Origin of the sequence: Thermorudis peleae (assembly GCF_000744775.1) — a bacterium.
Lineage (GTDB): Bacteria > Chloroflexota > Chloroflexia > Thermomicrobiales > Thermomicrobiaceae > Thermorudis > Thermorudis peleae.
Window position 1 is genome coordinate 235974 of sequence record NZ_JQMP01000003.1, and the last position, 23088, is coordinate 259061.

Annotated in this window: 21 protein-coding genes; 6 read left to right on the forward strand and 15 right to left on the reverse strand. The window is 64.6% G+C overall.

The genetic code is table 11. The features are described from left to right. Position 1 precedes the first annotated feature (1 nt). The 5 genes from N675_RS04065 to N675_RS04085 form a co-directional block, all read right to left on the reverse strand. The gene (locus tag N675_RS04065; RefSeq protein WP_038038199.1) at positions 2-2803 is read right to left on the reverse strand and encodes a 2-oxoglutarate dehydrogenase E1 component; all 2802 of its coding nucleotides are present in this window, start codon (positions 2801-2803) and stop codon (positions 2-4) included. Between the two features lie 333 nt (positions 2804-3136). After that, the gene (locus N675_RS04070) at positions 3137-4942 is read right to left on the reverse strand and encodes a copper resistance CopC/CopD family protein (protein WP_038038200.1); all 1806 of its coding nucleotides are present in this window, start codon (positions 4940-4942) and stop codon (positions 3137-3139) included. A gap of 4 nt (positions 4943-4946) precedes the next feature. Then, the gene (locus N675_RS04075) at positions 4947-5606 is read right to left on the reverse strand and encodes a hypothetical protein (RefSeq protein WP_038038201.1); all 660 of its coding nucleotides are present in this window, start codon (positions 5604-5606) and stop codon (positions 4947-4949) included. A gap of 32 nt (positions 5607-5638) precedes the next feature. Next, the gene (locus N675_RS04080; RefSeq protein WP_038038202.1) at positions 5639-6190 is read right to left on the reverse strand and encodes a hypothetical protein; all 552 of its coding nucleotides are present in this window, start codon (positions 6188-6190) and stop codon (positions 5639-5641) included. A gap of 73 nt (positions 6191-6263) precedes the next feature. After that, positions 6264-7538 (reverse strand): NAD(P)/FAD-dependent oxidoreductase, encoded by a 1275-nt coding sequence (locus N675_RS04085; protein WP_038038203.1) that lies wholly within the window; start codon positions 7536-7538, stop codon positions 6264-6266. Between the two features lie 159 nt (positions 7539-7697). Here N675_RS04085 and mgtE point away from each other — a divergent pair, with 159 nt between their 5' ends. From mgtE to N675_RS04100, 3 genes are all read left to right on the forward strand, one after another. Continuing rightward, positions 7698-9053 carry a magnesium transporter gene (gene mgtE / locus N675_RS04090; protein WP_038038204.1) on the forward strand — a complete coding sequence of 452 codons (1356 nt, stop codon included), beginning with the start codon at positions 7698-7700 and terminating at the stop codon, positions 9051-9053. Between the two features lie 68 nt (positions 9054-9121). Then, a complete protein-coding gene (locus N675_RS04095) occupies positions 9122-10120 on the forward strand; it encodes an MBL fold metallo-hydrolase (protein ID WP_231577929.1) in 999 nt (332 codons plus the stop codon). A gap of 11 nt (positions 10121-10131) precedes the next feature. After that, on the forward strand, positions 10132-10812 hold the full coding sequence (locus tag N675_RS04100; RefSeq protein WP_038038205.1) for a hypothetical protein: 681 nt from the start codon (positions 10132-10134) through the stop codon (positions 10810-10812). A gap of 80 nt (positions 10813-10892) precedes the next feature. Here N675_RS04100 and N675_RS13525 read toward each other — a convergent pair whose 3' ends face one another. Together N675_RS13525 and N675_RS04110 are read right to left on the reverse strand one after the other, a co-directional pair. After that, positions 10893-12284 carry an LGFP repeat-containing protein gene (locus N675_RS13525; RefSeq protein WP_051914109.1) on the reverse strand — a complete coding sequence of 464 codons (1392 nt, stop codon included), beginning with the start codon at positions 12282-12284 and terminating at the stop codon, positions 10893-10895. A gap of 57 nt (positions 12285-12341) precedes the next feature. Next, positions 12342-12992 (reverse strand): ferritin-like domain-containing protein, encoded by a 651-nt coding sequence (locus N675_RS04110; protein WP_038038206.1) that lies wholly within the window; start codon positions 12990-12992, stop codon positions 12342-12344. Between the two features lie 293 nt (positions 12993-13285). Here N675_RS04110 and N675_RS04115 point away from each other — a divergent pair, with 293 nt between their 5' ends. Continuing rightward, a complete protein-coding gene (locus tag N675_RS04115) occupies positions 13286-13903 on the forward strand; it encodes a sigma-70 family RNA polymerase sigma factor (RefSeq protein WP_038038207.1) in 618 nt (205 codons plus the stop codon). Positions 13904-13952: 49 nt separating this feature from the next. Beyond that, positions 13953-14720: an anti-sigma factor gene (locus N675_RS13530; protein WP_051914111.1), complete on the forward strand. Its 768-nt coding sequence runs from the start codon at positions 13953-13955 to the stop codon at positions 14718-14720. A gap of 6 nt (positions 14721-14726) precedes the next feature. On the opposite strand, the gene folK is transcribed toward N675_RS13530, so the two are convergent. The 4 genes from folK to N675_RS04140 are packed head-to-tail and all read right to left on the reverse strand — an operon-like array spanning position 14727 to position 17816. Beyond that, positions 14727-15233: a 2-amino-4-hydroxy-6-hydroxymethyldihydropteridine diphosphokinase gene (gene folK, locus N675_RS04125; RefSeq protein WP_038038209.1), complete on the reverse strand. Its 507-nt coding sequence runs from the start codon at positions 15231-15233 to the stop codon at positions 14727-14729. After that, on the reverse strand, positions 15209-16054 hold the full coding sequence (gene folP, locus N675_RS04130) for a dihydropteroate synthase (protein ID WP_051914113.1): 846 nt from the start codon (positions 16052-16054) through the stop codon (positions 15209-15211). The genes folK and folP overlap by 25 nt, the downstream gene beginning before the upstream one ends. Then, entirely contained in the window at positions 16020-16436 is a 417-nt protein-coding gene (folB, locus tag N675_RS04135) for a dihydroneopterin aldolase (RefSeq protein WP_038038210.1), read from the reverse strand. The genes folP and folB overlap by 35 nt, the downstream gene beginning before the upstream one ends. A gap of 3 nt (positions 16437-16439) precedes the next feature. Then, on the reverse strand, positions 16440-17816 hold the full coding sequence (locus tag N675_RS04140) for a DUF8173 domain-containing protein (RefSeq protein WP_038038211.1): 1377 nt from the start codon (positions 17814-17816) through the stop codon (positions 16440-16442). A 215-nt stretch (positions 17817-18031) separates the two neighbouring features. Between N675_RS04140 and N675_RS04145 the strand changes: the two genes are divergently transcribed. Continuing rightward, on the forward strand, positions 18032-19654 hold the full coding sequence (locus N675_RS04145; RefSeq protein WP_051914115.1) for a bifunctional aminoglycoside phosphotransferase/ATP-binding protein: 1623 nt from the start codon (positions 18032-18034) through the stop codon (positions 19652-19654). Here the strand turns inward: N675_RS04145 and N675_RS04150 are convergent. From N675_RS04150 to N675_RS04165, 4 genes are all read right to left on the reverse strand, one after another. Beyond that, positions 19651-20673: a cation diffusion facilitator family transporter gene (locus N675_RS04150; protein ID WP_051914116.1), complete on the reverse strand. Its 1023-nt coding sequence runs from the start codon at positions 20671-20673 to the stop codon at positions 19651-19653. The two genes, N675_RS04145 and N675_RS04150, sit on opposite strands and share 4 nt — an antisense overlap. 161 nt (positions 20674-20834) lie before the next feature. Continuing rightward, entirely contained in the window at positions 20835-21020 is a 186-nt protein-coding gene (locus N675_RS04155; protein ID WP_038038212.1) for a hypothetical protein, read from the reverse strand. A 42-nt stretch (positions 21021-21062) separates the two neighbouring features. Beyond that, complete coding sequence (locus N675_RS04160; RefSeq protein WP_156100813.1) at positions 21063-21833, reverse strand: FadR/GntR family transcriptional regulator; 771 nt, start codon at positions 21831-21833, stop codon at positions 21063-21065. A gap of 277 nt (positions 21834-22110) precedes the next feature. Beyond that, positions 22111-23088, reverse strand: a complete 978-nt coding sequence (locus tag N675_RS04165; RefSeq protein WP_051914118.1) for a tyrosine-type recombinase/integrase — start codon at positions 23086-23088, stop codon at positions 22111-22113.

Genomic DNA, 23088 nt, shown 5'->3' on the forward strand with positions numbered 1-23088 from the left:
GCTAGACGCGTGCAGCCCGCTCAGGCACGCCCTGGAGTGCCTCGGCCAGGATCCGCGCCTGCTCCCGCTCGTGCAACTCGGCGAACCCTTCGGCCGGGCTGGAGCGCTCCGGCCGCCCAACGTAGCGCAGCGGCCGGTCACCAAGCAGCGCTTGCAGCCGCGGCTGGATGAACGTCCAGGCGCCCATGTTCTTCGGCTCTTCCTGCAGCCAAATCCAGTCGACTGCCTGCCGGTAGCGCGCGATGACGTCAGCCAACTCCGCCTCTGGGAAGGGGTAGAGCTGCTCCACCCGCACCACTGCGACCTGCTGCTTGGCTTTCTCCCAAAGCGGGCTCGTGACAAGATCAACGAACACCTTGCCGCTGCAGAAGACGACGCGGGCAATGTCGTCAGGATGGCTGCGGGCTTCGGCGTCGTCAAGCACCGGCTGGAACGTCCCTTGGGCCAACTCGCTCAGGGCTGAGGCTGCCTTTGGATGCCGCAGCAAGCTCTTCGGCGTCATGACGATGAGCGGGCGCGGCATCACACGGAGCAGTAATGCCTGCCGCCGCAGCAGGTGGAAGTACTGCGCTGCCGTCGTGCAGTTGGCAACACGGATATTCTCTTCAGCAGCCAGCTGCAGGAATCGCTCGAGACGCGCACTGGAATGCTCTGGCCCCTGGCCTTCATAGCCGTGCGGCAGGAGCAAGACCATGCCCGAATCCTGGTGCCACTTCGCCCGGCCACTCACGATGAACTGGTCGATGATCACCTGGGCAACGTTGGCAAAGTCGCCGAACTGGGCCTCCCACAGCACCAGTGCCTCTGGCGCTTGCACGCTGTAGCCGTACTCGAAGCCAAGCGGCGCCGCTTCCGAAAGCGGGCTGTTGTGCACGTCGAAGCTCGCGCGCGCTGCTGGCAAGTGCTGCAAGGGGACGTAGCGCTCGTTGGTTTCGACGTCGAAGAAAGCGATGTGGCGCTGGCTGAAGGTGCCGCGAATCGTATCCTGGCCAGTCAAGCGGATCGGGATGCCGTCAGCCAGGATCGCGGCAAAGGCCAGCAGTTCGGCATGCGCCCAGTCAACCGGGCCATCGCCCTCGCCCACCTCGAGCCGCCGCTGGAGTTGACGGCGCAGCTTCGGATTGAGATGGAACGTTTCTGGTAATGCGTGGGCTTGGCGGTTGAACTCGCGCAGGCGCTCAAGCGGCACGGCGGTCTGAATCTCGAGCGCTCGCCCGTTGCTGCCCACCAGCCCATTCCCGCTGACGCCATCAGCATGCTGGGCCAACTCCTGGCGAATCTGCTGCAACGTGCCCAGCGCCTCCTGCACCATCTGCTCGGCTTGCTCGACCGTGACAAGCCCTTCGCTGGCAAGCCGCTCCGCCCAGATTGCCCGCACCGTCGGGTGCTTCGTGATCGTCTCGTAGAGCACGGGCTGGGTGAAGCTTGGCTCGTCACCCTCGTTGTGCCCCCACCGCCGATAGCCGATCATGTCGATCAAGATGTCCTTATGGAAGGCCTGGCGATAGGCGAAGGCAATGCGTGTGGCGATCAGGCATGCCTCGGGATCGTCAGCGTTGACATGGATGACCGGGATCTCGTAGCCGCGCGCGATATCGCTTGCGTACTGCGTCGAGCGGCCTTCCCATGGCTCCGTCGTATATCCGAGCTGGTTATTGACGATGATATGCACGGTGCCACCGGTGGTATAACCCGGCAACTGTGCCAGGTTGAGCGTTTCGGCAACGATACCCTCGCCAGGGAAGGCAGCGTCGCCATGGATCAAGACTGGCAAGCACGCATCGGCTGAACGCTTCGGCGCGCCTGGCGCTGAACGGTCATCCTGGAGCGCGCGGGCCATGCCTTCAAGCACCGGGTTGACAAATTCAAGATGGCTTGGGTTATTGGCAAGCACGACATGTACCGGCAAGCCATCACCGGCGGGACGGTCGGCCCCAAGGTGATACTTCACGTCGCCGGTATACCCGAACGTGCCGCCGCCTGCCTCAGAAACAGGCTCGCGATGGTGCAGCCCCATAAACTCAGCGATGATCGCTTCATATGGCTTCCCGAGCACGTGCGCCAGCACGTTCAACCGCCCGCGGTGCGCCATGCCAAGCGCCACTGTGGGAATACCGTTGAGTGCTGCCGAGCGCACGAGGAGATCGAGCATTGGCACGAGCATGTCGTTGCCTTCAATCGAGAAGCGCTTCTGCCCGACGAAGGCGCGGTGCAGGAACCGCTCAAAGACCTCCACCTGGGTCAGTCGCTCGAGCAAGGCCCGCTTTTCCTCCGGCGACAGCGGCGTTGCATAGCGCCCTGATTCGACAGCGTCAAGCAGCCAGCGCCGCTCAGCCGGCGCCTCGACATGGCCGAAGTCGTAGCCGATCGTGCCGCAGTAGACGTGGCGCAGCCGCGCAATCGCCTCGGCCGCATTCGCCGCGCCCTCGCTGAGCGGCCCTCCGACGACGCTCGCCGGCAAGGCCGCCAGGTCGGCTTCGGACAGCCCGTGGCTTGCGAGCTCGAGGGCAGGGTCGCCTGGCGGCGGCGATCCCAACGGGTCAAGGCGCGCGGCCAGATGGCCACGATGTCGAATGGCCTGGGCCAGGTTCACTGCCGCGACCACTTTGCTCAGATCAAAAACCGGCGCCACCCGACCATCTGGCGGCGCCGGCGCAGCCAACTCCTGCACGAGGCGAGGGCCCCAGTGTGCGAAGAAGGCTTGCCACGCCGGATCAACCGCATGCGGGTCACGCTGATACTGCTCGTAGAGGTCCAGGAGATACCCGAGGTTGATTCCTGTAAACTGCCGTGTGATTTGCATTGGTCTACCCACCCACCTCCGTGCACTGGCCTTCGTGCCTCCCAGATACCGGCAGGCATCCCCCACCTGGGAGGCTGGGCAGGGCCACCGCCATCTGAGGGCGCGTAACCCTCCCCCGGCACGAGGTGCCGCAACAACAATGATACTCGAGATGGGGCATTTGTGGGGCATTCAGCTTATCGCTCGGGCGCATTCACCTTATCGTGTGGTGGCTTTCCTGCCTGCCTACCCAGACACAGGGCCAGGGACCGATCTCCCAGCCTCTGGCCCTGTGCCGTCACCGATCGGCTCCGGATGGCGCATCGCGCGCGACGCACCCCGCAGCTGATCGGGTCACCGGCGAGGGCTGCCGCTCCCAACCGAGAGGCGCTGGCGCTGGCTGGCCGCTGGCACCACCGCGCGCCACCGCAGCCCGCCCACGATGCTGACAACGCCGCCGAGGACCACACCCGCGCCAACCAGCCAGACCAGCCACCCTGGCCGGGGCGCGGTCCAGGGCGCCGGCGGTGGTGTAGTGCCGATTGTCACCTGCCCAACGGCGCGCCAGTCGGTCATCCCCGGCCGGCGCACGATCAGCTCAAGCTCCCACGTTCCAGCCAGGCTCAGCTGACTGCCAACGGCGCTGAAACGCTGGCCACCGAGCGGCATCAGCGCCACTTCCTGCTCGCTCGTCGCGAGATCGCGCGGGGCAACCCGCAGCAGCACCTGGGTGGCAGGGTTCGCTGCCCCTGGCACCGCAACGTCTGCGGTATAGCGGTTCGGGCCAGCCATCCCCGGCTCGATCGTCAGGTACACCTGGCCGTGCTCGCCCGCGAGGGTGACAGCCACGCGCCCAGCCCGCGCCTCCACGACACTGCGCGCCGGCGGCAGGCTGACCAGGAGTCCCGTCACGGCCAATACCCCAAGGCCCAATGCGGCCTCCAGTACGAGGGTGCGCGCGAACCAGTGCGGGCCCTCAGCAAGCCGCGGCAGCGCAACCCATCGGTGGAGCGCAGCCAGCGCCAGCATCAGCACGACGAGCCCAAGCTTGACCGCCAGCGTCTGTCCATACGCGGTGGTCAGCCCGTCCGGTGTGCCGACGTCGAGCCAGGTCGCGTAGAGGCCGGTGAGCACAAGCGCGACCACACTCCCGAGAAACAGCGCCGAGCCCCGCTGCACCGCGGCGACAACGCGCGGCCGGTCACTCAGCGCCCGCAGCGTACCGAGCGTCAAGCTGACCACGATCACGCCACCGACCCAGCAACTCGCAGCCACGAGGTGCACGAGATCGGCCAGTACGGCAACGGGTGCGCCCACCGGCTGCGCCGCAGCGTGGCTCATCGCCGCCTGGACCAGCGCCGCCAGCCCCGCACCCCCCTCGACGATCCACCCGCGCCGCAGCCACAGTCCAACGCCCGCACCAGCGAGCGCGAGCAGGGCGAGCCCAAGCAACTGGCCGGCTTGGGTCGCGACCAGCGCCTGCCACACGGCTGCCGGGCCAAAACGGTGACGGCCGGTCAGCGCCTGGGCGAGCACGACCAGCCCCGTGCCGCTCAGAGCAAGCAGCCAGGCGACGGTTGCGGCACGCCAGACGCGCTGGGCAAGGCGGTCGGCCGCGGCTGCCTGCTCGACGGCGCGACGGATCAGCGCCCAACTGAGGAGGATGCCCAGCAGCCCTGCCAGGCCGATCGCGCGCAGCCCACGGGCCACGGCCGCGAGCCAGATCGGCGGGCCACTCGGTGCTGGCGGCGGCGGAGCAGGCACGACCGGCGCACTGCCAACGGTGAAGGCGACCAGCCCGCCCGTTTGGTGTCCGTCCAGCGTGGAGACGGTCACCCACTGCACGGTATAGGTGCCGGGCGGCAGCGTGGCAGGGAGCGGCAACACCAGGCTGTCAGCGGTAGGGCCGGGATGACTCGGCGCTGTCTGGACAGGTCGCCCCTGAGCGTCGAAGAGCTGGGCGTAGCTGTCCTGGGGCGCGATCGGCTCGGTGAACCAGAGGGTGACAGCAGCCGGTGGCGTCGGGAGGACGGCATTGGCGGGCGGGTCGCTGCGGGCGAGCAGGGCGTGGGCCATGACCAGCCCACGCCCCTCTCCGAGCGCGCACCCCATCCCAAGCAACAGGGCGAGGACAATCCCGCCCCAGCGGTGGGGACGCATCGCGTCAGTCTCCGCTCTGGCCCGGTGCCACTCGCGGTGCGGGGCGCATCGCCTGCGCCCGCCGCGCCGCCAGCAGCCCGCCAAGTCCAGCGATCAGGCCGAGCACGCCGACGACGAGGCCAGCAATGCCGAGCAGCCGCGCCTGATCCGCCGTGTGCTGGGCCTGCATGGTCATGTCGTGGACGGCCGCCAGCGGTGGTACCGCCGCCGGGAAGGTCAGCGTGCTGCGATCCTGCACAGGCGAGAAGGTAGTCGGGCTACTGGTAAAGCGCTCGTCAACGGACGTGCCGTTGATCGTGCCGAAGATGTGGAACGTGTAGTCGCCCGGCTGCGTTGGGATGAAATCGGCGGTGTACGAGCCAGGCTTGCCGTAGACCGCCCGCAAGGTCAAGGGCATGCGCTGCCCGCCGAAGAGTACTTCGGCCTTCAGCGTCTTCTCCAACCCTTCGACCGGCTTGGCATCCTGCCCTTCCCCTTGCGTCACCCGCAGGTCAAGGCCGTTCGGCTCATCGGCAATCGCAGGCTCATTGCGAAAGCCGACCGTTAGGGTGTATGGGCCAACATCGCGATGCTCATGGGCACTGGCCAGCCCGACAACGCTCACCAGCATGCTCACGGCGAGCGCCAGTGCCGCCAGCATGCGCAACCACCGCGCACCACGCATGACTGCTGCTCCTTTCGCGCTTTCGTTCGCGTTTACCCGACAGAAACTACTGCGAGTGGTCGTGCGTGGATCACGCGCGGGGGCGGCGGATCAGGGGTGACCGAGCGGCCTTGTCCCATCAGGGGTGCACCGAAGAGGACGCCCAGTTGATCACGACGACGAAGCAGCCAGGCCAGCGCCAGCGCCGCAGCCAGCGCCTCGCCGAACGCTGGCGTCACGGCCGGCGCCTGCAACTGAGGCCCGCTCGCCGTCGCCAGAGGACCCTGCACCTGGCGGCCCGCTGGCGTTTCAGCCAGAGGACCGCCGTGGTAGTGGCCAGGCAAGAGAAACAGCACGTGCGGGTGGGGCAGGACGTCGCCACATTGGCATGTCGTGGGAAACGTCAGGAGGCCGCACAGTAGCGCAAGGGTGAGCACGACACGCAGGCCACGCGGAGCACGCACCCGGCCAGTTGACGCTGCTACCTGGGTGAGCGCTGCCTGGCTGACGGATGCAACAGCCCCAGCGGCAAGCCACACGCCACCGCCGGTGGTAAGGTCAGCAGTGGAAATGGTCGGCAGGTTGCTCGTCAGTCCAAGGCACATTGGTCAGTCCGCCAGGGCCAAGCCTGCCGCCGTCGCTATGGTAACTATAGGCGAACGCACCGCGACCGTGTCGTCAGGAAAAGCTTGACGCATGCGACTGCAGTATGCCGGCCGCCTCAACCGCCGCTCGCACGGCCGCTGGCGAGTAGACTGTCGCTGGGTCAACGGCGTGCGTCATTGCTGCCACACGCTGCTGGGCCAGTACCGCATCCTGCCAGGTGAGCTGGCTGTAGGCCTCCCAGACGTCCTCGCCGACTGCTTGCTGGAGGCGGAAGGTAGTAAAGTCGTACATTGGCCGCAGGTCGGCATCGCGCGCCTGCTGGTACCAGGCAAGCGCCTCGGCTTCTGACCATTCGCCACTCCACCAGCGATCGAGCGCGTGCGCGAGCAGGCGAGCGCTCCGCATGGCGTCGCCGATGCCCTGGACGGAATGCGGATCTTTATGGCACCCGGCATCACCGACGAGCGCCCACCCTGGGCCTGCGGCAGTGCGGAAGAAATTCGGCAATTCGCCGGTGCCGTAGATCGGTGTCTCCTGGCGCGCCAATCCGACACGGTCCCAGATTTCAGGCCAGCAGCGCAACCCTTCCCAGAACCAGCGCCGCGCGTTGCGCCGCATCCGCGGGAACGCCGTGTGGTCAACACCAAAGCCAACGAGCGTCAGGCCATGGTCAGCGGGGAAGAGGAACGCCGCCGCATAGCGTGCAGCAAGTGCGGGGAACTCGCCACTCACGGCAAACGCACTCGGTGGGCTATCGATCGGCACGTCAGCGCAATAGGTGTAATACCAGGCGTAGAGGGGCGGAACAGCGTCGTACGTTGCGGCCTTGACCGCCTTGGCGACGAACGACGCTCGACCATCGGCCCCGATCACGATGCGACCGCGGGCTTCGTGCTCAGCCCGTGAGCGGCGCAGCCGATAGCGCACGCCACAGACACGGCCATCGTCCCACAGGAGGCCGGTCACCTGGGCCTCTTCGCGCACGGTGATCAGCGGATGCTCGGCCGCGCGAGCGAGCACAAGCGGATCGAGCACCTCGCGCCGGATGCAGAGTGCAAATGCGTGGCCAGCCTGCTCGGGAATCGGCGCAGCGACGTAGGGGAAGCGGATCCACTGCAGCCGGGGCGCCGGCACAGCGAGCACGGCATCGAGCGCGCCGATATCGCGCAGGACAGCCAGGGTATCTGGGAAGAAGAGGTGGGTTGACAGCGTCGGCCGGTTGACACGGTCGCGCTCGAGGACGAGCACTCGCGCGCCACGCTGCGCCAGGAGCACTGCAGTCGTCGCCCCGGCAAGCCGCCCTCCAACAAGAATAGCGTCGTAGTGCTCGGTGTCCCTTTGCAGCATGCCAGTATCCCTTTCCCCACTCTGTAGTATCGCACGGGCTGGCAACCGATGATTGCCGGCTCATGCCACGCGCTGTAGACTCGCCCAGGGCAGAGCAGCACCCTTCAAACGACCGGTTGCCGAGGCACTCCAGGGAAGCGTGAACGGAGAACGACGACCATGGCGACGGAAATGGGACATGCCACGCTGCTCATCACCGCTATCACGCAGCATGACCGTGAAGCGCTTGAGCACACCCTGTGGCAGCTCGCCGAGCAGGGGGAGCTGGCTGCGGCACTTGAGCAACTCAGCCCTGACCAACTCCGGCAACTGGCTGACCTGCTGGGCGATGAGACCTTGAGTGACATTCTCTCGGAACTCGAGCCGGATGAAGCAGCGAGCGTGCTGGAACGGCTCGGCTCAGCTGAGGCCGCCGACGTCCTCGAAGCCATGGCCCCCGACGATGCGGCCGATGTCCTCGCCCAGCTGGCGCCGGAGAATGCCAGCCAAATCCTTGTCGCCATGGAACCGCTCGAGGCCGAAGAACTGAAGTCGTTGCTCGCCTACCCACCCGACTCCGCTGGCGGCCGGATGACGCCCGCGTTCGTCGCCCTCTCGCCTGATATCCGGGTTGACCAGGCGATCGCCGCACTGCGCACGCTGGCCCAAGCCGCCGAGACGATCTACTACGTCTACGTGACCGACGAGCACGGTCACCTGCTCGGCGTCGTGTCGATGCGCGACCTCGTCCTCAGTCCGCCAGACCGCACCGTCGGCGAGATTATGGAAACTGACATTGTGAAAGTGCAGGCGACCGCTGACCAAGAAGAAGCGGCGCGCCTGCTGACCAGTGAGGGGCTGATCGCCCTCCCGGTGGTCGACGACCAGAACCGCTTGCTCGGCATCATTACGGCGGACGACGTTGCCGACATCCTTGAACAGGAAGTGACCGAGGACATCGAGCGACTCGGCGGTTCCCAGCCGCTCGATATCCCTTACATGAAGGCCAGTCCGATCCTGCTCTGGCGCAAGCGAGTTGGTTGGCTGCTGCTCCTCTTTATCGCCGAGATGTACACCGGCACGGTGCTCCGCCACTTCCAGCGGGAAATTGAACAAGTCGTGGCACTGTCCTTCTTTGTCCCGTTGCTCATCGGCACCGGCGGGAATGCCGGTTCGCAGGTCGTGACGACGCTCGTGCGCGCGATGGCGCTGGAGAAGATTGGCCTCCGCGACATTCCGCGCATTATTCCCAAGGAATTTGCCACAGCGATGTTGCTCGGCGCCGTCATGGCACTAGCAGCCTTCGCCCGGGCAGAAATCTTACAAGTCGGCACGGTCGTCGCCCTGACGGTGGCCATCGCGATCTGGGGGATTGTTCTCTGGGCGGTGACCGTGGCATCCGTCTTGCCGTTGGTCTTGCGTCGTCTTGGTATTGATCCAGCGGTCGTTTCCTCGCCCTTCATCGCAACGCTCGTTGATGGGACGGGACTTGTCATCTACTTCACCGTTGCACGCGTGATGCTTGGTTTGCAGTGATAACAGCAGCGAGGCAGCCAGCGTATCCTTAGACACTGCAGAAGGCGGCAGTACGAAGGGAGTGTGTGGTGGAGCCGATCGTCCAAGAGCTTGAGCCAGGAGTGTTTTCCATTGACCTCGTCTTCCGTGATGCACCGCAGGCGATTTTGGTCTACCTCATCGCGAGTCGGGAGGGCCTTACGCTCATTGAGACCGGCCCGGCTTCAACGATTGACGCGCTGCGAGCCGGGATCGCCGCAGCCGGTTTTGCGTTTGAGCAGGTCACGCAACTCGTCGTGACCCACATCCACCTGGACCATGCGGGAGCAGCTGGTGCACTGCTTGCTGCGCTCCCGAACGCCCGGCTCTTCGTCCATCGTCTGGGCGCGCCACATATGATCGACCCAACGCGGCTGTTGGCCAGCGCGGGGCGCATCTACGGCGACCAGCTGATTCCGCTCTGGGGCGAGACACTGCCTTGCCCAGCTGAACGCGTTATCCCGCTCGACGACGGCGATCTGATCGATGCCGGGAGCCGGACGCTCCGCGCCGTCGCAACACCCGGACATGCAAGCCACCACCACGCGTTCCACGATGTTACGAGCGGCGCGGTCTACACCGGCGACGTTGCTGGCATCCGTATCAACAGCCGGCCGTTCGTCTTCCCGCCAACGCCGCCGCCGGACATCGACCTTGGTCACTGGCGGCAGAGCATCACGCGGCTGCGTGCGCTGCGTCCGTCTCGTCTCTACCTCACCCACGGCGGGCCAGTTTATGATCCCGACTGGCACTTTGACGACCTGCTTGCCCGCCTCTTCCTCTGGAGCGGGTTGGTTGGCGCGCGGCTGCAGGCCGGCGACACCCCAGAAGCCATCACCGAGATGTTAATGCAACTCGGCGAGGCCGAATTCTTCACCACGTGCGGCGACGCAAGCACGCAGCCGGCCTACCGCTGGGCATCTGGCGGCTACCGCATGTCGGTCGACGGGCTGGTGCGCTACTTCCGCCGCCATGCTCCGAGCGCATCGGGGCTGTTGCGTGCGGACGATGTGCCCGGGGCAGCCAACCAGGCGGCAAGCTCGAGCTGAGGAGGCAGGCGATGACGGAATACCGTGCGCACGAGCAACCACTCCTCACCAGCCTGCTGGGCGAGGCGGCATCGTGGACACTGGAGAGCGACCTGCTGCACTTTGACGGGCATACAGCTGTGGTGCGCGTGACCCTCCGGCTCGACCTGCAGACGGTCAGCGCCCTCGGCTCGGCCTCGACTGACGAGGGTGCACCGCCAGTCGAGCAGGCCGAGGACCGTGCACTGACGCGGTTGCTTGCACGGCTCGGCCGCGCGAGCATTCCGGCTGAACCGGCGCGTCCGGCCCTCGCCGGCACGTTCTCGCCTTCGGGCATTGACGATCTGCTCACGCCAGCGCCACCCGAGCCACCACCCCCGCCACCACTCGAGACGGTCCAGCCACCGTTTACGGCGTCATCGCTGTCAGAAGAGCTTCCGGTAAGCGTTGTCTCCCCAACGCCGCCGGCGGGTCAGCCGCTCGCCAAAAATGCGGCAGCACAGACCGCTGGTCGCAGCCGCTCCATCCGACAGACGGAGTGGGACAGCTTCTGGCGTTGGGCGCGCAGCATGGGCATCCGCAGCCGTCCCGAAATTGAGGAACTGCTTGGGCAGAGCATTGAGGGGCTGTCTCCGCGGGAGGTTCGCACCGCACTTGAGGCGAAGCTCGCGCAGCGCCATGCTGGCACCAGCCAAGGGACAAGCCTGCGGTAGGCAGCAAAGGCGTAGCCGCCCGGCGCGATGCCAGGCGGCTACCGTTTGGGGTGGGGAATCGGGCGGGCAGGAGTGCACGGTTATGGATAGGGCACGCCGTAGCGCTTGTTGAGCACCTGGGCGCCGAGACGACCGAGCATGATGTCCCAGCGCTCCGGCCACTCGCCAGGGTGCCACTCGAGCCGAGCGCGCTCGAAGTACTGGACAACGTAGGTCTTGCCGTTGTCCGGGTTTTGCTCGCGGAACTCCTCGCTGATCGGGAAGCCAAAGATCTCGAGTCCGCCGAACTTCTGCCAGTAGCGCAGGAACCCGTGTCCGAGATAGTGGCCCGTTTGCGGGAAGTACACGACCTCGACCGAGTCGGGGACCATGCCACCGTTCCAGACCGGGGCGTTGCCCTGCGGCAGCGGGCGGAACGGCGGCTCATTCTCGCGCCCGGCCGTCACCTCGCGGCCGACGAGGCCGAGCAACACGTCGTAGCGTTGCGGCGCAGCGCCGGGGTGCAGTTCGAAGCGAGCCCGCTCGAAGTACTGCACCGTGAGGCCGTTCTCTTGCATCACTTCGGTCAGCGGGTATCCGAAGATCGCTAGCCCACCGAACGCCTGCCAGTAGGACAGGAACGCGCCCGAGACATTGTGGCCGGTTTCCTTGAAGTATGTCGCGCCTGGTTGGGGTTGTGCCGGCGCCGTAATACCTGGCATCGCCGGGGGCGTTGCCGCTGGCGAGCATGAGACCGATGGGCCAGTCGGCGCCGTGACCGTCACGTTCGCCTTGTTGATCGTCCCTGGCCCAGGATAGGTCACCTGCGGGCCACTACCACCAATGTAGCCGAGTTGCTGGAGTGTCTGGGCAGCTTGTCCAACGGTAGTGAAGAGCGCTTTTTCGAACGCGACATCGCTTGCCGGCCGGGTACCAAGTGCATAGTTAGCCAGCACCCGGTGTTCGGCCTCAGTGCCAGCAATCTGGAACGCGACCTTGACCAGTTCTGGCTGGTTCATCGCAGCGAACTCGCGTGCCGCCGCGATGTAGGCCGCGATAAATGCCGTCTCGAGTGAGACGATCGTGCTGAAGAGCTTGGTGTATGAGGACAGGATACTTGTATCAGGAACGGTAAACGTCTGCGTCAACGGCTGTGCCCCTGCGCTGAGCAAGTACTCGAGGTGAAACTCTTCCTCGGCCCGTGCTGCGTCAAGGATTGCCACGACAACATCAGGAATTGGCTTATCATAGCCGCCCTTCTTGGCGCTGTCGATTGCACCACCGAGCAACGTTACTGCCATTGATTCGGCGGTCGCTGCAATGTTAATGATATCCTTAACCGACTCAGGCGAGTCGGCGAGTACCGACCGGAAGAGCCCAAGCCGTGACATGAGCAGTCCGGCACCAGCAATACCGGCGCCTTTAAAGAGCGTGCGCCGTGAGACGCGCGCATTCGTTACCGTGTTCAAGAGATCGACTGGATTCGTGGCCATCGTTTCACTGCCTCCTTCTCCGTCTATCGCCAGCCAGTGCAGCACCGTCCGGCACCACTACGGTCGCAGCTGGGTTACCCCGGTGTTGTCGATCGAGCCGGGGCCGGGGTAGGTCACCTGTGGGCCGCTGCCGCCGATGAAGCCGAGTTGCTGCAAGGCTTGCGCAGCCGCGCCAACGCTGGTGAACATGGCCTTCTCAAAGGCGAGGTCGTTCGGCACACCCTGGAGAATGCCTGAGGCAATGGCGAAGAAGCGCAGGTGCGCTCGATGCTCGGCCTCGACTGCCCCGATCTGGAGTGCCAGCTTGACCAGATCAGGCTGGCCGAGAATCGCGAACTCCTGGGCAGCTGCCATGTAGGCCGCGATAAACGCCTCTTCGAGCATGATACCGGTCTTGAGCAACGTCGCCGGATCGGTCACGATCTTCGGATCGGGAATCGTAAAGGTCAGGGTCAGTGGCTTGGCCCCCGCCCCGGTCAGGACCTCATAGTGGGCTTGCTCTTCAGCGCGGGCTGCCGTGAGAAATTGCACGACTTCGGCGTTGACATTCAGCTGGCCATTTTTCGCGGCATCGATCGCGCCACCCAGCGCCGTGACTGCCAGTGCCTCCGCTGTCGCCGCGATGTTGATGATGTCCTGCACTGACTCGCACTGCTGCGCCGCTGCAGCAAGCCGTGCGAGCTGATTCGTGCTTACGGTCAATGACATGGGTTCGCCTCCTTCGCTTCCATTCTGACCAGACGGACGCGTGTACTGCGCTGGACTCGCTGTTGCGCTCGTCGGGACGTTCCCGCTGTTCCACCCTCCACCGCTTCGCCGCCGCTACCTCCTCTCCTGCATGCGTGCTGCCATCGCACAGTGCTTGCAACGGTGCCTACGGCAAGAGCAACAGGAATAGATCACCAGAGACGTGGCAAAGCGGCAATTTCTTGCTAGACTGACCGCAGAAACCGGGTCAGCCTTGGCAACGCAGATGGCGACCGGGGAGGGGAACTGGGCAAATGGTACGGAACAATGCGCCAAACGAGCGGGCTGCTGCCCAGCACGATCCCCGTACTGACGCGGAACTCTTGGCGGCGATCGCCGCTAGTGATCCTGACGCCCTCGTGGCACTGTATGACCGGTATGGTCGGCTTGCGTTCGGCCTCGCGTATCGCATCCTGGGCGACGCGTTTTTGGCGGAGGAAGTAGTGCAGGATGCCTTCATGAATGTCTGGCGCAACGCAGCCAAGTTCGATGCGAACCGTGGGGCCGTGCGCTCGTGGCTGCTGGCGATTGTCCACCACCGCGCTGTTGACCGACTCCGCGAATGGCGCGGGAAGGCACCGGAAGTCGACCTCGATGATGCTGCGCTGACCCTGGCTGCTCCTGACGTCTGGGGAGCGTTGCTTGACCAGCTCGAGCTGGAAAGCGTGCAACAAGCGCTTGCAGCGCTGCCGGAGGAACAGCGTCTTGCTCTCGAGCTCGCCTACTTCCAGGGTCTCACCCACCAGGAGATCGCTGAGCGAACCGGGTGGCCACTCGGTACGGTCAAGAGCCGGCTGAGGCTTGGCCTGGCCAAACTTGCCGACCTGCTGGCACCGTTACGAACACCAGGAGACCAGAATGCTCGGGGTTAACTCCCATGGCGCAGGCCCGCATCGAAACCTAGGTTCAAAGGAGCACGACGTGTGGGAACAGGAACACTCTAACCACGAGCAGATTCGCGACCTCCTCGGCGCGTATGCCCTTGATGCGCTGAGCGCTGAGGAGCAACAGCGTGTCCGTGCTCACCTTGCCCAGTGTGCTGAATGCCGAGCTGAACTTGCTCGCCTTCAGCTTGCTGTCCACGCCTTACCGCTCAGCGTCGCGCCGCGCACGCCCTCGCCCGAACTGCGCGAGCGCATCCGCGCGGCCGTCACTGCGCAGCCGGCTGCGAGCGAGCAGCCAGCGGCAACGCGCCACCGCTTGCCGCACCCGGCGCTAGAGCGTGCAGAACGTCCAGCAGAGCCGAGCAATGTTCGGGTCTTCCCGCGCTGGCGTGCGTTCGCTCCGTGGGCGGCCGTGGCCGCGCTCTTCATCGTGTGTCTCGGCTTGCTCGGCTGGAACCTGCAGCTGCGCCAGCGCGTCTCGCCCGCGCCGCAGGTCATCGCGCTGCAGCCGAGCAACGGCGCCCCAGTGCAAGGCCAGGTGATCTATCTGCCGGATCAACGGGTGGCAGTGCTGCGTGTCGAGCAACTCCCGCCGCTGGCTGCCAACCAGGTCTATGAGATCTGGTTGATCAAAGATAATACGCCGGCACCGGCTGGTGTCTTCACCCAAAGCCAAACGGCCTACGCGATACCGGCGGATATTCAGAACTATCAACTCCTGGCACTGACTGTTGAGCCGGGGCCATCGGGCAGCCCGCAGCCGACCTCGAAACCGTTCGCCGTGGCCTCGCTGCAGCGCACCTAGATGTTCTCAGTTGAGATCAGCCCATGCCGGGTCTGCTATCTTCCGGACGACCGCGCTGACGTCGCCGAGCGCGTCGAGCAACTCGGCGACCGTTTTGCCGAGGACGGGATGCCGAGCCGCTGGTGCCAGCTCCGCCAGCGGCACGAGCACGAACGCCCGCTCGTGGAAACGTGGGTGCGGCAGGGTTAGTTCCGGCGTCTGCATAACGACCTCATCGTAGAGCACGAGGTCGAGGTCGAGCGTGCGCGGGGCATTCGGAAACGGGCGCTGGCGTCCCGCCGCATCTTCCAGCACACGGAGCGCGGCGAGCACCGCCTGCGGCGGTAGCGTCGTTTCCAGGGCAACGACGGCATTCAAAAAGTCTGGCTGGTCAAGATAGCCAACTGGCGTGGTCTCGTAGAGCGACGAGACGGCCACAACGTTGCCGATCCCGCGCATCCCGCTTACGGCCAGCCGCAGAAACGCTGCTCGATCGCCGAGATTGCTGCCTAGGCTGATGAAAACCCGCGCCATCCACGCACCACCGCATCGGTCATCCGCACGACTCGCACCATCTGCGGCACATCATGCACGCGCACAATATCCGCGCCATTGGCAATGGCCAGGGCCACGGTCGCTGCTGTCCCCTCGACGCGATCGTCTGGCGGCGTGCCAAGCACGTGGCCGATCATGCTCTTGCGCGAGGTGCCGACGAGGATCGGCCGGCCCAGCGCGCGCAACTCGCCAAGGCGACGGAGCAACAGCAGATTGAGATCTGGCGTCTTGCCAAACCCAAAGCCCGGGTCGACGATGATCCGCTCCCACCGCACTCCCGCCGCCAGCGCCTGGTCGATCCGGCGCGCCAACTCCCGGACGACATCAGGAATGAGACGATCTGCCGATGGAATCTTCTGATCATGCATGATGATGACCGGCACGCCAGCCTCGGCTGCAAGTGTCGCCATGGCTGGATCGGCCTGCAAGCCACGCACGTCATTGATGATCGATGCACCAGCCTGGAGCGCCGCTTCCGCAACAACCGCTTTGGACGTATCGACCGAAATCGGCACCGGCACTGCCGCAGCGAGCGCACGAATTGCCGGAATGACGCGGCGCAGTTCTTCCTCCGCTGGCACCGGCTGATGCCCTGGCCGGGTCGACTCCCCGCCAACGTCGATGATGTCTGCGCCCGCTTCGACCATTGCCTGGGCCCGGGCTACAATCGCATCGAGTTGATCGACCAGCCCATCGCCGCTGAACGAGTCCGGCGTCACGTTGATGATCCCCATCACAAACGTCCGCTCGCCCCACGGCCACTGCTCAAGAGCTGCTGGCAGTCGCTGTGTCTGCGTCATGCCCTTCCTCCTTTGCCCGTCCGCGGACGACGCGCACCCCGACCCGTCCCGTTGCATGCCCGGGCATCGGGGAACTCATCTTCCAGACCGTCACCGTGACTCGCACGATCAAGGGGAACCGCGCAAGTACCTGCTCCGCTACCGCTTCAGCCACTGACTCAAGCAACTGATGCGGCGGCCCTTCCAGCACCTCGCGCACGGCGTCGAAGAGCGCACGATAGCTCACCGTGTCGGCAAGCCGATCACTTCGCCCGGCCGGACGCAAGTCGCACTGTGCGACGAGATCGACCTGGAAGCGCTGGCCAAGTCGTTGTTCTTCTGGATGCACGCCATGGTAGCCGTAGAACGTCAACCCTTCGAGGATGATCGCATCGTGTGTCATAGGTTACGACTCCGGCGAGGTGCGTGGCGTATCTGGCGGCGTATCCGACGGAGACAGTGGCTCGCTTGGTGGCTCGGCCGCTGCTTCGGACGTCGGCTGCGGGCCTGTCTCCGTCGTCGTGCTGGGCGGCGCTGGCTCCTCGATTGACCGAATCGCGACCGGCGCAGAAGCTCCCGTAGCAGCCGGTGCTGGTTTTGGCAGCCCCCACCCCGTCACATCCGTCCAGAATGCTCCCAAGCCAAAGACGGCAACCAGCAGGCTCAGCACCAGCGTCCACCAAAAGCCAACGACGCCCGGCAGTGGCACGAGCCGGATCAGCACGAGCACAGTCGTGCCAACAAGCATCGCGATCCACAGCGGGCCACGCCGGGTACTGCGCAGCCGTCCCGGCAAGATCCAGCGGACAAGCCCGAGACCGACGATGACCTGACTGAGATAGAGCACTGCGAGATACACCACCGTGACAAGAAACGCGACCGGCAAGCCCACAATGGTGACGGCGAAAATCACGGCAGCGAGCGGCCCAGCGAACAACACCACAATCCCCCACAGCGCGCTGGGCAATGGTGCGCGCGTGACCGTTACGCTGATCCGCGCTGACCGCTGGGGCAAGAGCAACACCAGCAGCGTGCCAGCGATCAGCGCCCATGCCAGCCGGAGCGCGACATGCTGGAGCCACGCCAAAGCCCGCTCGGTGAAGGTGCGCGGGGCTGGTTGAGGCGCTGTGTTCGTGTAGTGCGTTGTCCCACGCACTTGCGCATCTGATGCAAGTGTTGCCTGCCGCGGCGCCTCGTAGTCAAGGTCACCGCCAATGACAGCACCGGAGCCGAGCGTCAACGTTTGCACGGAGGCATGAACGGTGCCATCCACCTGACCCTGGAGCGTCAACTGCGACAGCGCAGCGCGGAGGTCACCCTTCACGTGGCCTTGCACAAGGCCATCGTTGCCGGCAATCCGCGCTTCATGGTCGACGGCCGCGTTCGGGCCGAGCGTGACCGACTGGCCAAGCAGTAACGCATCCCAGCCGACCGGCCCATTGATGCGCACCGTCCGACCGGCTGCCCGCACACTGCCACGGACCGGCCCGCTCACCTCGACCGTGTTGCCAAGCACGTTGACGTCACCGTCGACCGTGCCAGTGATCCGGACAGAGCCAGCCACGACAAAGACGTTACGCAGCACATGCCCGGCAATCGTAGCCGACCCACCAACAATGTAGACATCGTCGTCGATTGTCTGGTCTGCTGGGATCTCAGCGGGAGAAACTCCCTCAGAGAAGAATGTGGCGGCCTTCGTCGTGGGCTGCCACAGCCATAGCGTACTGGTAAGGCTGGCTACTATCGCTACCAGCACGCACCACCGCCACATGCGCTGTCGCATCCCGTACTCCTTCCCCATCCACACCCAGCCTGCTCTGCCCCGTCCAACCGAAAACGCCGGTTCAAGCGTGCCACATCAGGCAGGAGGATGGGTGAACTGGTATGCTTGCGGGCGTGTGACATCGAGCCGAGGAAGAAACCTGCCTCAGGAGATTGGGAACGTTGCCGGCCAGTCGCAAGCGCTGAGGCGGGTCATAGCCGAAGAAGGACAAGGTCATGGTCGTTGACATTGAAGAACGCAACCGCGAGCACCTTGCCCGCATCCTCGCTGACCTCAGTCGTCCTGATGCTTACCCGTACCCCGTCGACCACGTTGATATCGAAGAAACGCACATCTCCCTCGTATTCCTGGCCGGCGACTACGTCTTTAAGATCAAAAAGCCCGTTGACCTTGGCTTCCTCAACTTCACCACACTCGAACGCCGCCGCCTGTTCTGTGAGGAGGAAGTGCGCCTGAACCGCCGGCTCACGCATGGGGTCTACCTCGGCGTCGTTCCAATCACGGATACGGGGCTGCAATTGCGCGTCGATGGCAAGGGGCCGGTGGTTGAATACGCGGTGAAGATGCGTCGGCTGCACCAGGAGCAGACATTCCTGCGTCTGCTCGAGCGGAACGCCCTCCCGGTAGATGCTCTTGAGTCATTGACGCTTCGGCTCACACAGTTCTACCGACAGGACGCCGCCCGTGGGCCAGATGTCGATCGCTGGGGAACGCGCGATGCGATCTGGACGAATATCGCCGAGAACGTTGCGCAGACGCGTCCCTATGTCGGCAGTATCATTGCGCCAGTGCAACTGGAGTGGATTGAGCGTGTCTCACGCGATGTCCTTGACCGTGAAGCGGCCGCCTTTGACCAGCGGGTAGCCAATGGCTGGATCCGCGAGGGGCATGGAGACCTGCATCTCGCCCATATCTTCTTCGAGCGACCTGGCCCTGATGGGGTGCAGATCGTCGACTGCGTCGAGTTCAACCCACGGTTGCGCTGCGGCGACGTTGCCGCCGACATCGCGTTCCTTGCAATGGACCTTGACCATCACCAGCAGCCATACCTTGCAGCGCAGGTCGTTGCGCTGCTCACCGAGCAGTTGGCTGACCCAGACTTGCCCTGGCTTATCCATTTCTATTCGATCTACCGCGCCCACGTGCGGGCCAAAGTTGCCTGCTTCCGCTCCGACGACATCGCGCCGGAACTGCCCGAGGCACTCGCTGTCCGCACCGAGGCAGAGCGCTACATCGACCTGGCGACCTCGTACGTGATTGAGCCAGCACGCCCCATGCTGCTGCTTGTTGGCGGTCTTTCGGGCACGGGCAAAAGCGCACTCGCTCGGCGCCTTGCCCGTTCGCTGGGCACGACACTTGCCTCGTCCGATCTTGTGCGCAAGCAGCTCGCTGGCCGCTCGCCGACATCGTACGCACCGGTTCCGTATGGTGCGGGAATCTACACCGAGCAACTGACGACCCAGACCTACGAAACGTTGCTAAACCAGGCCGCGCAGGCGCTCCTCAGCGGCCACTCCGTTGTGCTGGACGCAACTTTCCTCGATGCCACCTGGCGCGAACGAGCGCGCGATCTTGCGCAGAACGCCGGGGCCGATGTACTGCTTATTGAGTGCCAGTGTCCGGAACCGGTTGTGCAGCAGCGGCTCCAAGCCCGTCCCCAGGAGCCAGGGCAGGTCAGCGAGGCGACGTGGGCAATCTATCAGGAGCAGCGTCGGCGCTACGGCCCGGTGATGAAACAAACCGCCGGTCTTCCCCATCTGGTTGTCACGACCGATCGCCCGACCGCCCAAGTGCTCGACGACGTGTTGCGCGCGCTCCCGCTGCGCCGCCGACTTTAGTCGTCTGATGACATATCGTCCGTGTGGTTGCCACCAGCGATTGGGGCGAGGCAGGCGCAGGATGCATCTGGGCTTTCCAGCGTGCAGCCGCGGAACGGCTCAGGGTGATGCGCCGGCGCTTCTGGTTGCAAGGTGACGTGGACGATGCCAAAGCGTTCGCGCAACAGGTGTGCCAAGCGGGCGAGCAGCGTCGGCCAGTTCACTCCTGGTCGGACTTCGACGTGGCTACTCAGCGCGATGACACCTGAGGTGAGTGTCCAAATATGCAAGTCGTGCACGGCCTCAACCCCAGGCACCGCTTCCATTGACGTCCGCACCTCGTCGAGGTCAAGATGGCGCGGCGTTGCTTCCAAGAGCACATCGACGGATTCGCGCACAAGCTGCCAGGCACTCCAGAGCACCAGTGCGCCGATCGCCAACGAAAGCACCGGGTCAGCCCAGTACCAGCCGGTTACCCACATGACACCTGCTGCGACAATAGCCGCGAGTGAGCCGAGGAAATCGCTGAGCACATGGAGCAGTGCCCCGCGAATGTTGAGATTGTGGTGATGCGCGCCGCCGCGTGACAGGACCCAGCTGATCAGGCCGTTGGCCACCATGCCAGAGACGGCAACGCCGAGCATGAGGCCCGTCTTGACCTCTGGCGGATGCTGGAGCCGCTGGAAAGCTTCCCAGGCGATGACACCGCTGATTGCGAGCAGCGCCGCCCCGTTCACCAACGCCACCAGAATCTCGGCGCGGTAGAGGCCGTACGAGCGCTGGGGCGTGGCCGGCCGGCGGGCCAACCAGAGCGCGAGCAACGCTAAGGCCAGCGCCGCTACGTCGCTCGCCATATGCCCGGCATCAGCGAGCAGCGCGAGCGAATTGGCCAGCCAGCCGCCAAGAAGCTCAATCACTGTAAAGAGCGCCGTGATCCCGAACGCAACGAGGAGCGGTCGGGCACTCGGCCGGCCGACGACCGCCTCGTGTTCATGGCGATGATCGTGCTCATGAGTGTCATGACGATGAAGCTTGACCATACACACCACTCCATCCACCAAACAGTATACGCCAGGCTATCCCCCAATAGGGATAACCTGGTACATCTCCTCTACTGCCAAGTCAGGCACGACAATTTGGGATTAAGGAGGTCTCTCAGGATAAGGCCCTTGCGGCCCAGCAGGCGATCTTTCAGACCATTTTATAGGGCACGAGTCACACCGTTTGTCGTACCACTTGTGGTGGCACCGGCTGGCGTCTGCTGGCTAGCTCCAGCAGCCGGGGTTGTGGGCGCTGCTTGCCGGCACGCTGCTACGGCAGCTGCTATGCCACCAAGGCCCAATGCTTTGAGCACCGCTCGGCGGCTAGCCATCATGTCATCCATCATCAATGGACCTCCATCCCCACATCAGATAGCTGAACGCCACACTTAACCCACAGAGGATTCGGCTTCCGGTGATGACAACGCTTTCGCCTTACTCGCTTGTACAGCTTGTTCAATGACCACGGGCTCAAACTCCCATGCTCGAGCACTCCCTTCCAAGTGCGCCCGCATGGCTGCCTCAGCGGCGGACGGATCGCGTGCAGCCAGCGCGCGATAGATCGCCTCATGCTCCGCCGTCACCGCCGCGAGCGACTCCCAGAGCAGATTGGTCACCTTGCGACTCGCGGCCAACAGCCAGCGGCAGGAATAGAGAATCCGGTCGAGCACCCGGTTGCCAACCGCCCAGCAAATCTCCATGTGGAAGAGCAAGTCTTGTTCCAAGTAGCGATCGGGATCAGCCTCAAGCTCATGCATGCGCGCCAGGCATGCCTCCAGCCGGGCCAGCCCTTCAGCACTCAGCATGGTCGCTGCCCGTCCGGTCACCGCAGGCTCGATCAACAACCGCACCTCATGGAGGTCAATCAAGATCTGGCGCACATCGACCGGATCAAGCATCTGAATCAGCAGGGGATTGAGGTAGTCCCACTCGCGCGGCGGCCGTAGCTCCATGCGCCGCCCGGATGAAACCCGGACGAGATCCAGTCCCTCCAGGATCCGCACCGCCTCGCGGGCAACGGTCCGCGATACCCCGTACTCTTCACAAATCTCTTGCTCAGATGGCAGCACCAGGCCAGGCTGCCCAGCCGCGGCAATCAGCTGCCGCCCTAAGTGCAAGGCCACCTGGAGCGGTAATTTCTGAACCATGACTTCCGGCACGTCTCACCTCGTTCCTGCCTGTTCCCGGCTCCCTTGTCAATCCGACCAGCTTCTGTATGGCTATCATGCTGTATGATAGCTGAGCACGCACACACTGTCAAGAGGGCACTGCCCCCTTTTCTGGCATGCCCAGTCCAGCACCACCCCGTGGTATGCCAGACGCACAGGAGCGGGCTCGTGCAGCGCCTGCCACAGCCGCCACCACGCTGTCCGCGCGGCAACGCGCGCCCGCTATCCGGCTGGTGCGTCACCGGCGCGTCACGGTCAACGGCAGAGTTCACACACGGTCTGGGGGAGACATTGGCGTGAGCGGCGGGGCAGCAAGCGCCAGGTAACGCCGCACGCTCAGTCGATTCCGGGCATCGTCGGCAAGGCCAAGCAAGGCGAGCAACTCGTCTTCGCTGGCCCCGGCACGTGCTTGTTCAACCGCGAACGTGTCACGCAGCACCTGCGGCGTCACAGGCTTGGTAATACCGGCTGCTTCCGCGACCCGCTCCACGATTTTGTTGACCGTCTGCGGCAAAACCGGCACAAGCCGATCGAGCGGCTCCTCGCTTTCCGCGACGAGTCGTTCGTAAATCGCGCGCAACTCCGCGGTCGCAGCCAGCTTGCGCTCACGCAGCCGGCGCTTTGGCCCTTCGGCGAAAACGTAGACAATTGGCCGTTCCGGATCTGTCCAGTCAATGTGTCCGGCCCGCAACCCCAGGACTTCGCTCCGCGTCAGTCCCAGGCGCAGCATGAGCCAGACCATCAGATGCGTCCGGGCGCTCTCGGCCGCGGCCGCTGCAAGAAGACGAGCTTGCTCGTCTGGAAAGAGCGGTTGAGGTGTTTTCAGGGGAATATGCTCGGGGTAAAACGAGGCCGTTGGATCTTCTTCCAGCACTTTCGCAGTGTTGATCAAGAACTTGAAGAAGCCGGAAAGCGTCGTCAAGCGCCGCTTGCGCGTTGACCGGCCTCGGCTCTCGTGCAAGAACGTGGCAACGTCGCGCCGGGAAATCGCACGGATTGGCTTGGGACCAATCAGTTGCTCAAATACGGCAAGATCATAGCTGTACGACTTGACGGTATTTGGAGGATGCCCAGCCTGCTCTAAGTGCCGCCGGTACCAAAACCGCGCGACCTCCAGGCTTGAGTCCGGCGTGAGCGGTGGCAGCAGACCGATGGTGCCCCGCAACCGCCCCCGAGCGTCTAGCTCAAACAGCGGCGGCTGAAACACCTTCAGCCGACGCTCTTCTCCGTGCTCCGTCCCGGTCAT

Excerpts from the sequence above, each read along its gene's own strand:
- N675_RS04065 (WP_038038199.1), bottom strand. The coding sequence starts at position 2,803 with ATGCAAATCACACGGCAGTTTACAGGAATCAACCTCGGGTATCTCCTG.
- N675_RS04070 (WP_038038200.1), bottom strand. The coding sequence starts at position 4,942 with ATGCGTCCCCACCGCTGGGGCGGGATTGTCCTCGCCCTGTTGCTTGGG.
- N675_RS04075 (WP_038038201.1), bottom strand. The coding sequence starts at position 5,606 with ATGCGTGGTGCGCGGTGGTTGCGCATGCTGGCGGCACTGGCGCTCGCC.
- N675_RS04080 (WP_038038202.1), bottom strand. The coding sequence starts at position 6,190 with ATGTGCCTTGGACTGACGAGCAACCTGCCGACCATTTCCACTGCTGAC.
- N675_RS04085 (WP_038038203.1), bottom strand. The coding sequence starts at position 7,538 with ATGCTGCAAAGGGACACCGAGCACTACGACGCTATTCTTGTTGGAGGG.
- mgtE (WP_038038204.1), top strand. The coding sequence starts at position 7,698 with ATGGCGACGGAAATGGGACATGCCACGCTGCTCATCACCGCTATCACG.
- N675_RS04100 (WP_038038205.1), top strand. The coding sequence starts at position 10,132 with ATGACGGAATACCGTGCGCACGAGCAACCACTCCTCACCAGCCTGCTG.
- N675_RS13525 (WP_051914109.1), bottom strand. The coding sequence starts at position 12,284 with ATGGCCACGAATCCAGTCGATCTCTTGAACACGGTAACGAATGCGCGC.
- N675_RS04110 (WP_038038206.1), bottom strand. The coding sequence starts at position 12,992 with ATGTCATTGACCGTAAGCACGAATCAGCTCGCACGGCTTGCTGCAGCG.
- N675_RS04115 (WP_038038207.1), top strand. The coding sequence starts at position 13,286 with ATGGTACGGAACAATGCGCCAAACGAGCGGGCTGCTGCCCAGCACGAT.
- folK (WP_038038209.1), bottom strand. The coding sequence starts at position 15,233 with ATGGCGCGGGTTTTCATCAGCCTAGGCAGCAATCTCGGCGATCGAGCA.
- folP (WP_051914113.1), bottom strand. The coding sequence starts at position 16,054 with ATGACGCAGACACAGCGACTGCCAGCAGCTCTTGAGCAGTGGCCGTGG.
- folB (WP_038038210.1), bottom strand. The coding sequence starts at position 16,436 with ATGACACACGATGCGATCATCCTCGAAGGGTTGACGTTCTACGGCTAC.
- N675_RS04140 (WP_038038211.1), bottom strand. The coding sequence starts at position 17,816 with ATGCGACAGCGCATGTGGCGGTGGTGCGTGCTGGTAGCGATAGTAGCC.
- N675_RS04145 (WP_051914115.1), top strand. The coding sequence starts at position 18,032 with ATGGTCGTTGACATTGAAGAACGCAACCGCGAGCACCTTGCCCGCATC.
- N675_RS04150 (WP_051914116.1), bottom strand. The coding sequence starts at position 20,673 with ATGGTCAAGCTTCATCGTCATGACACTCATGAGCACGATCATCGCCAT.
- N675_RS04155 (WP_038038212.1), bottom strand. The coding sequence starts at position 21,020 with ATGATGGATGACATGATGGCTAGCCGCCGAGCGGTGCTCAAAGCATTG.
- N675_RS04165 (WP_051914118.1), bottom strand. The coding sequence starts at position 23,088 with ATGACCGGGACGGAGCACGGAGAAGAGCGTCGGCTGAAGGTGTTTCAG.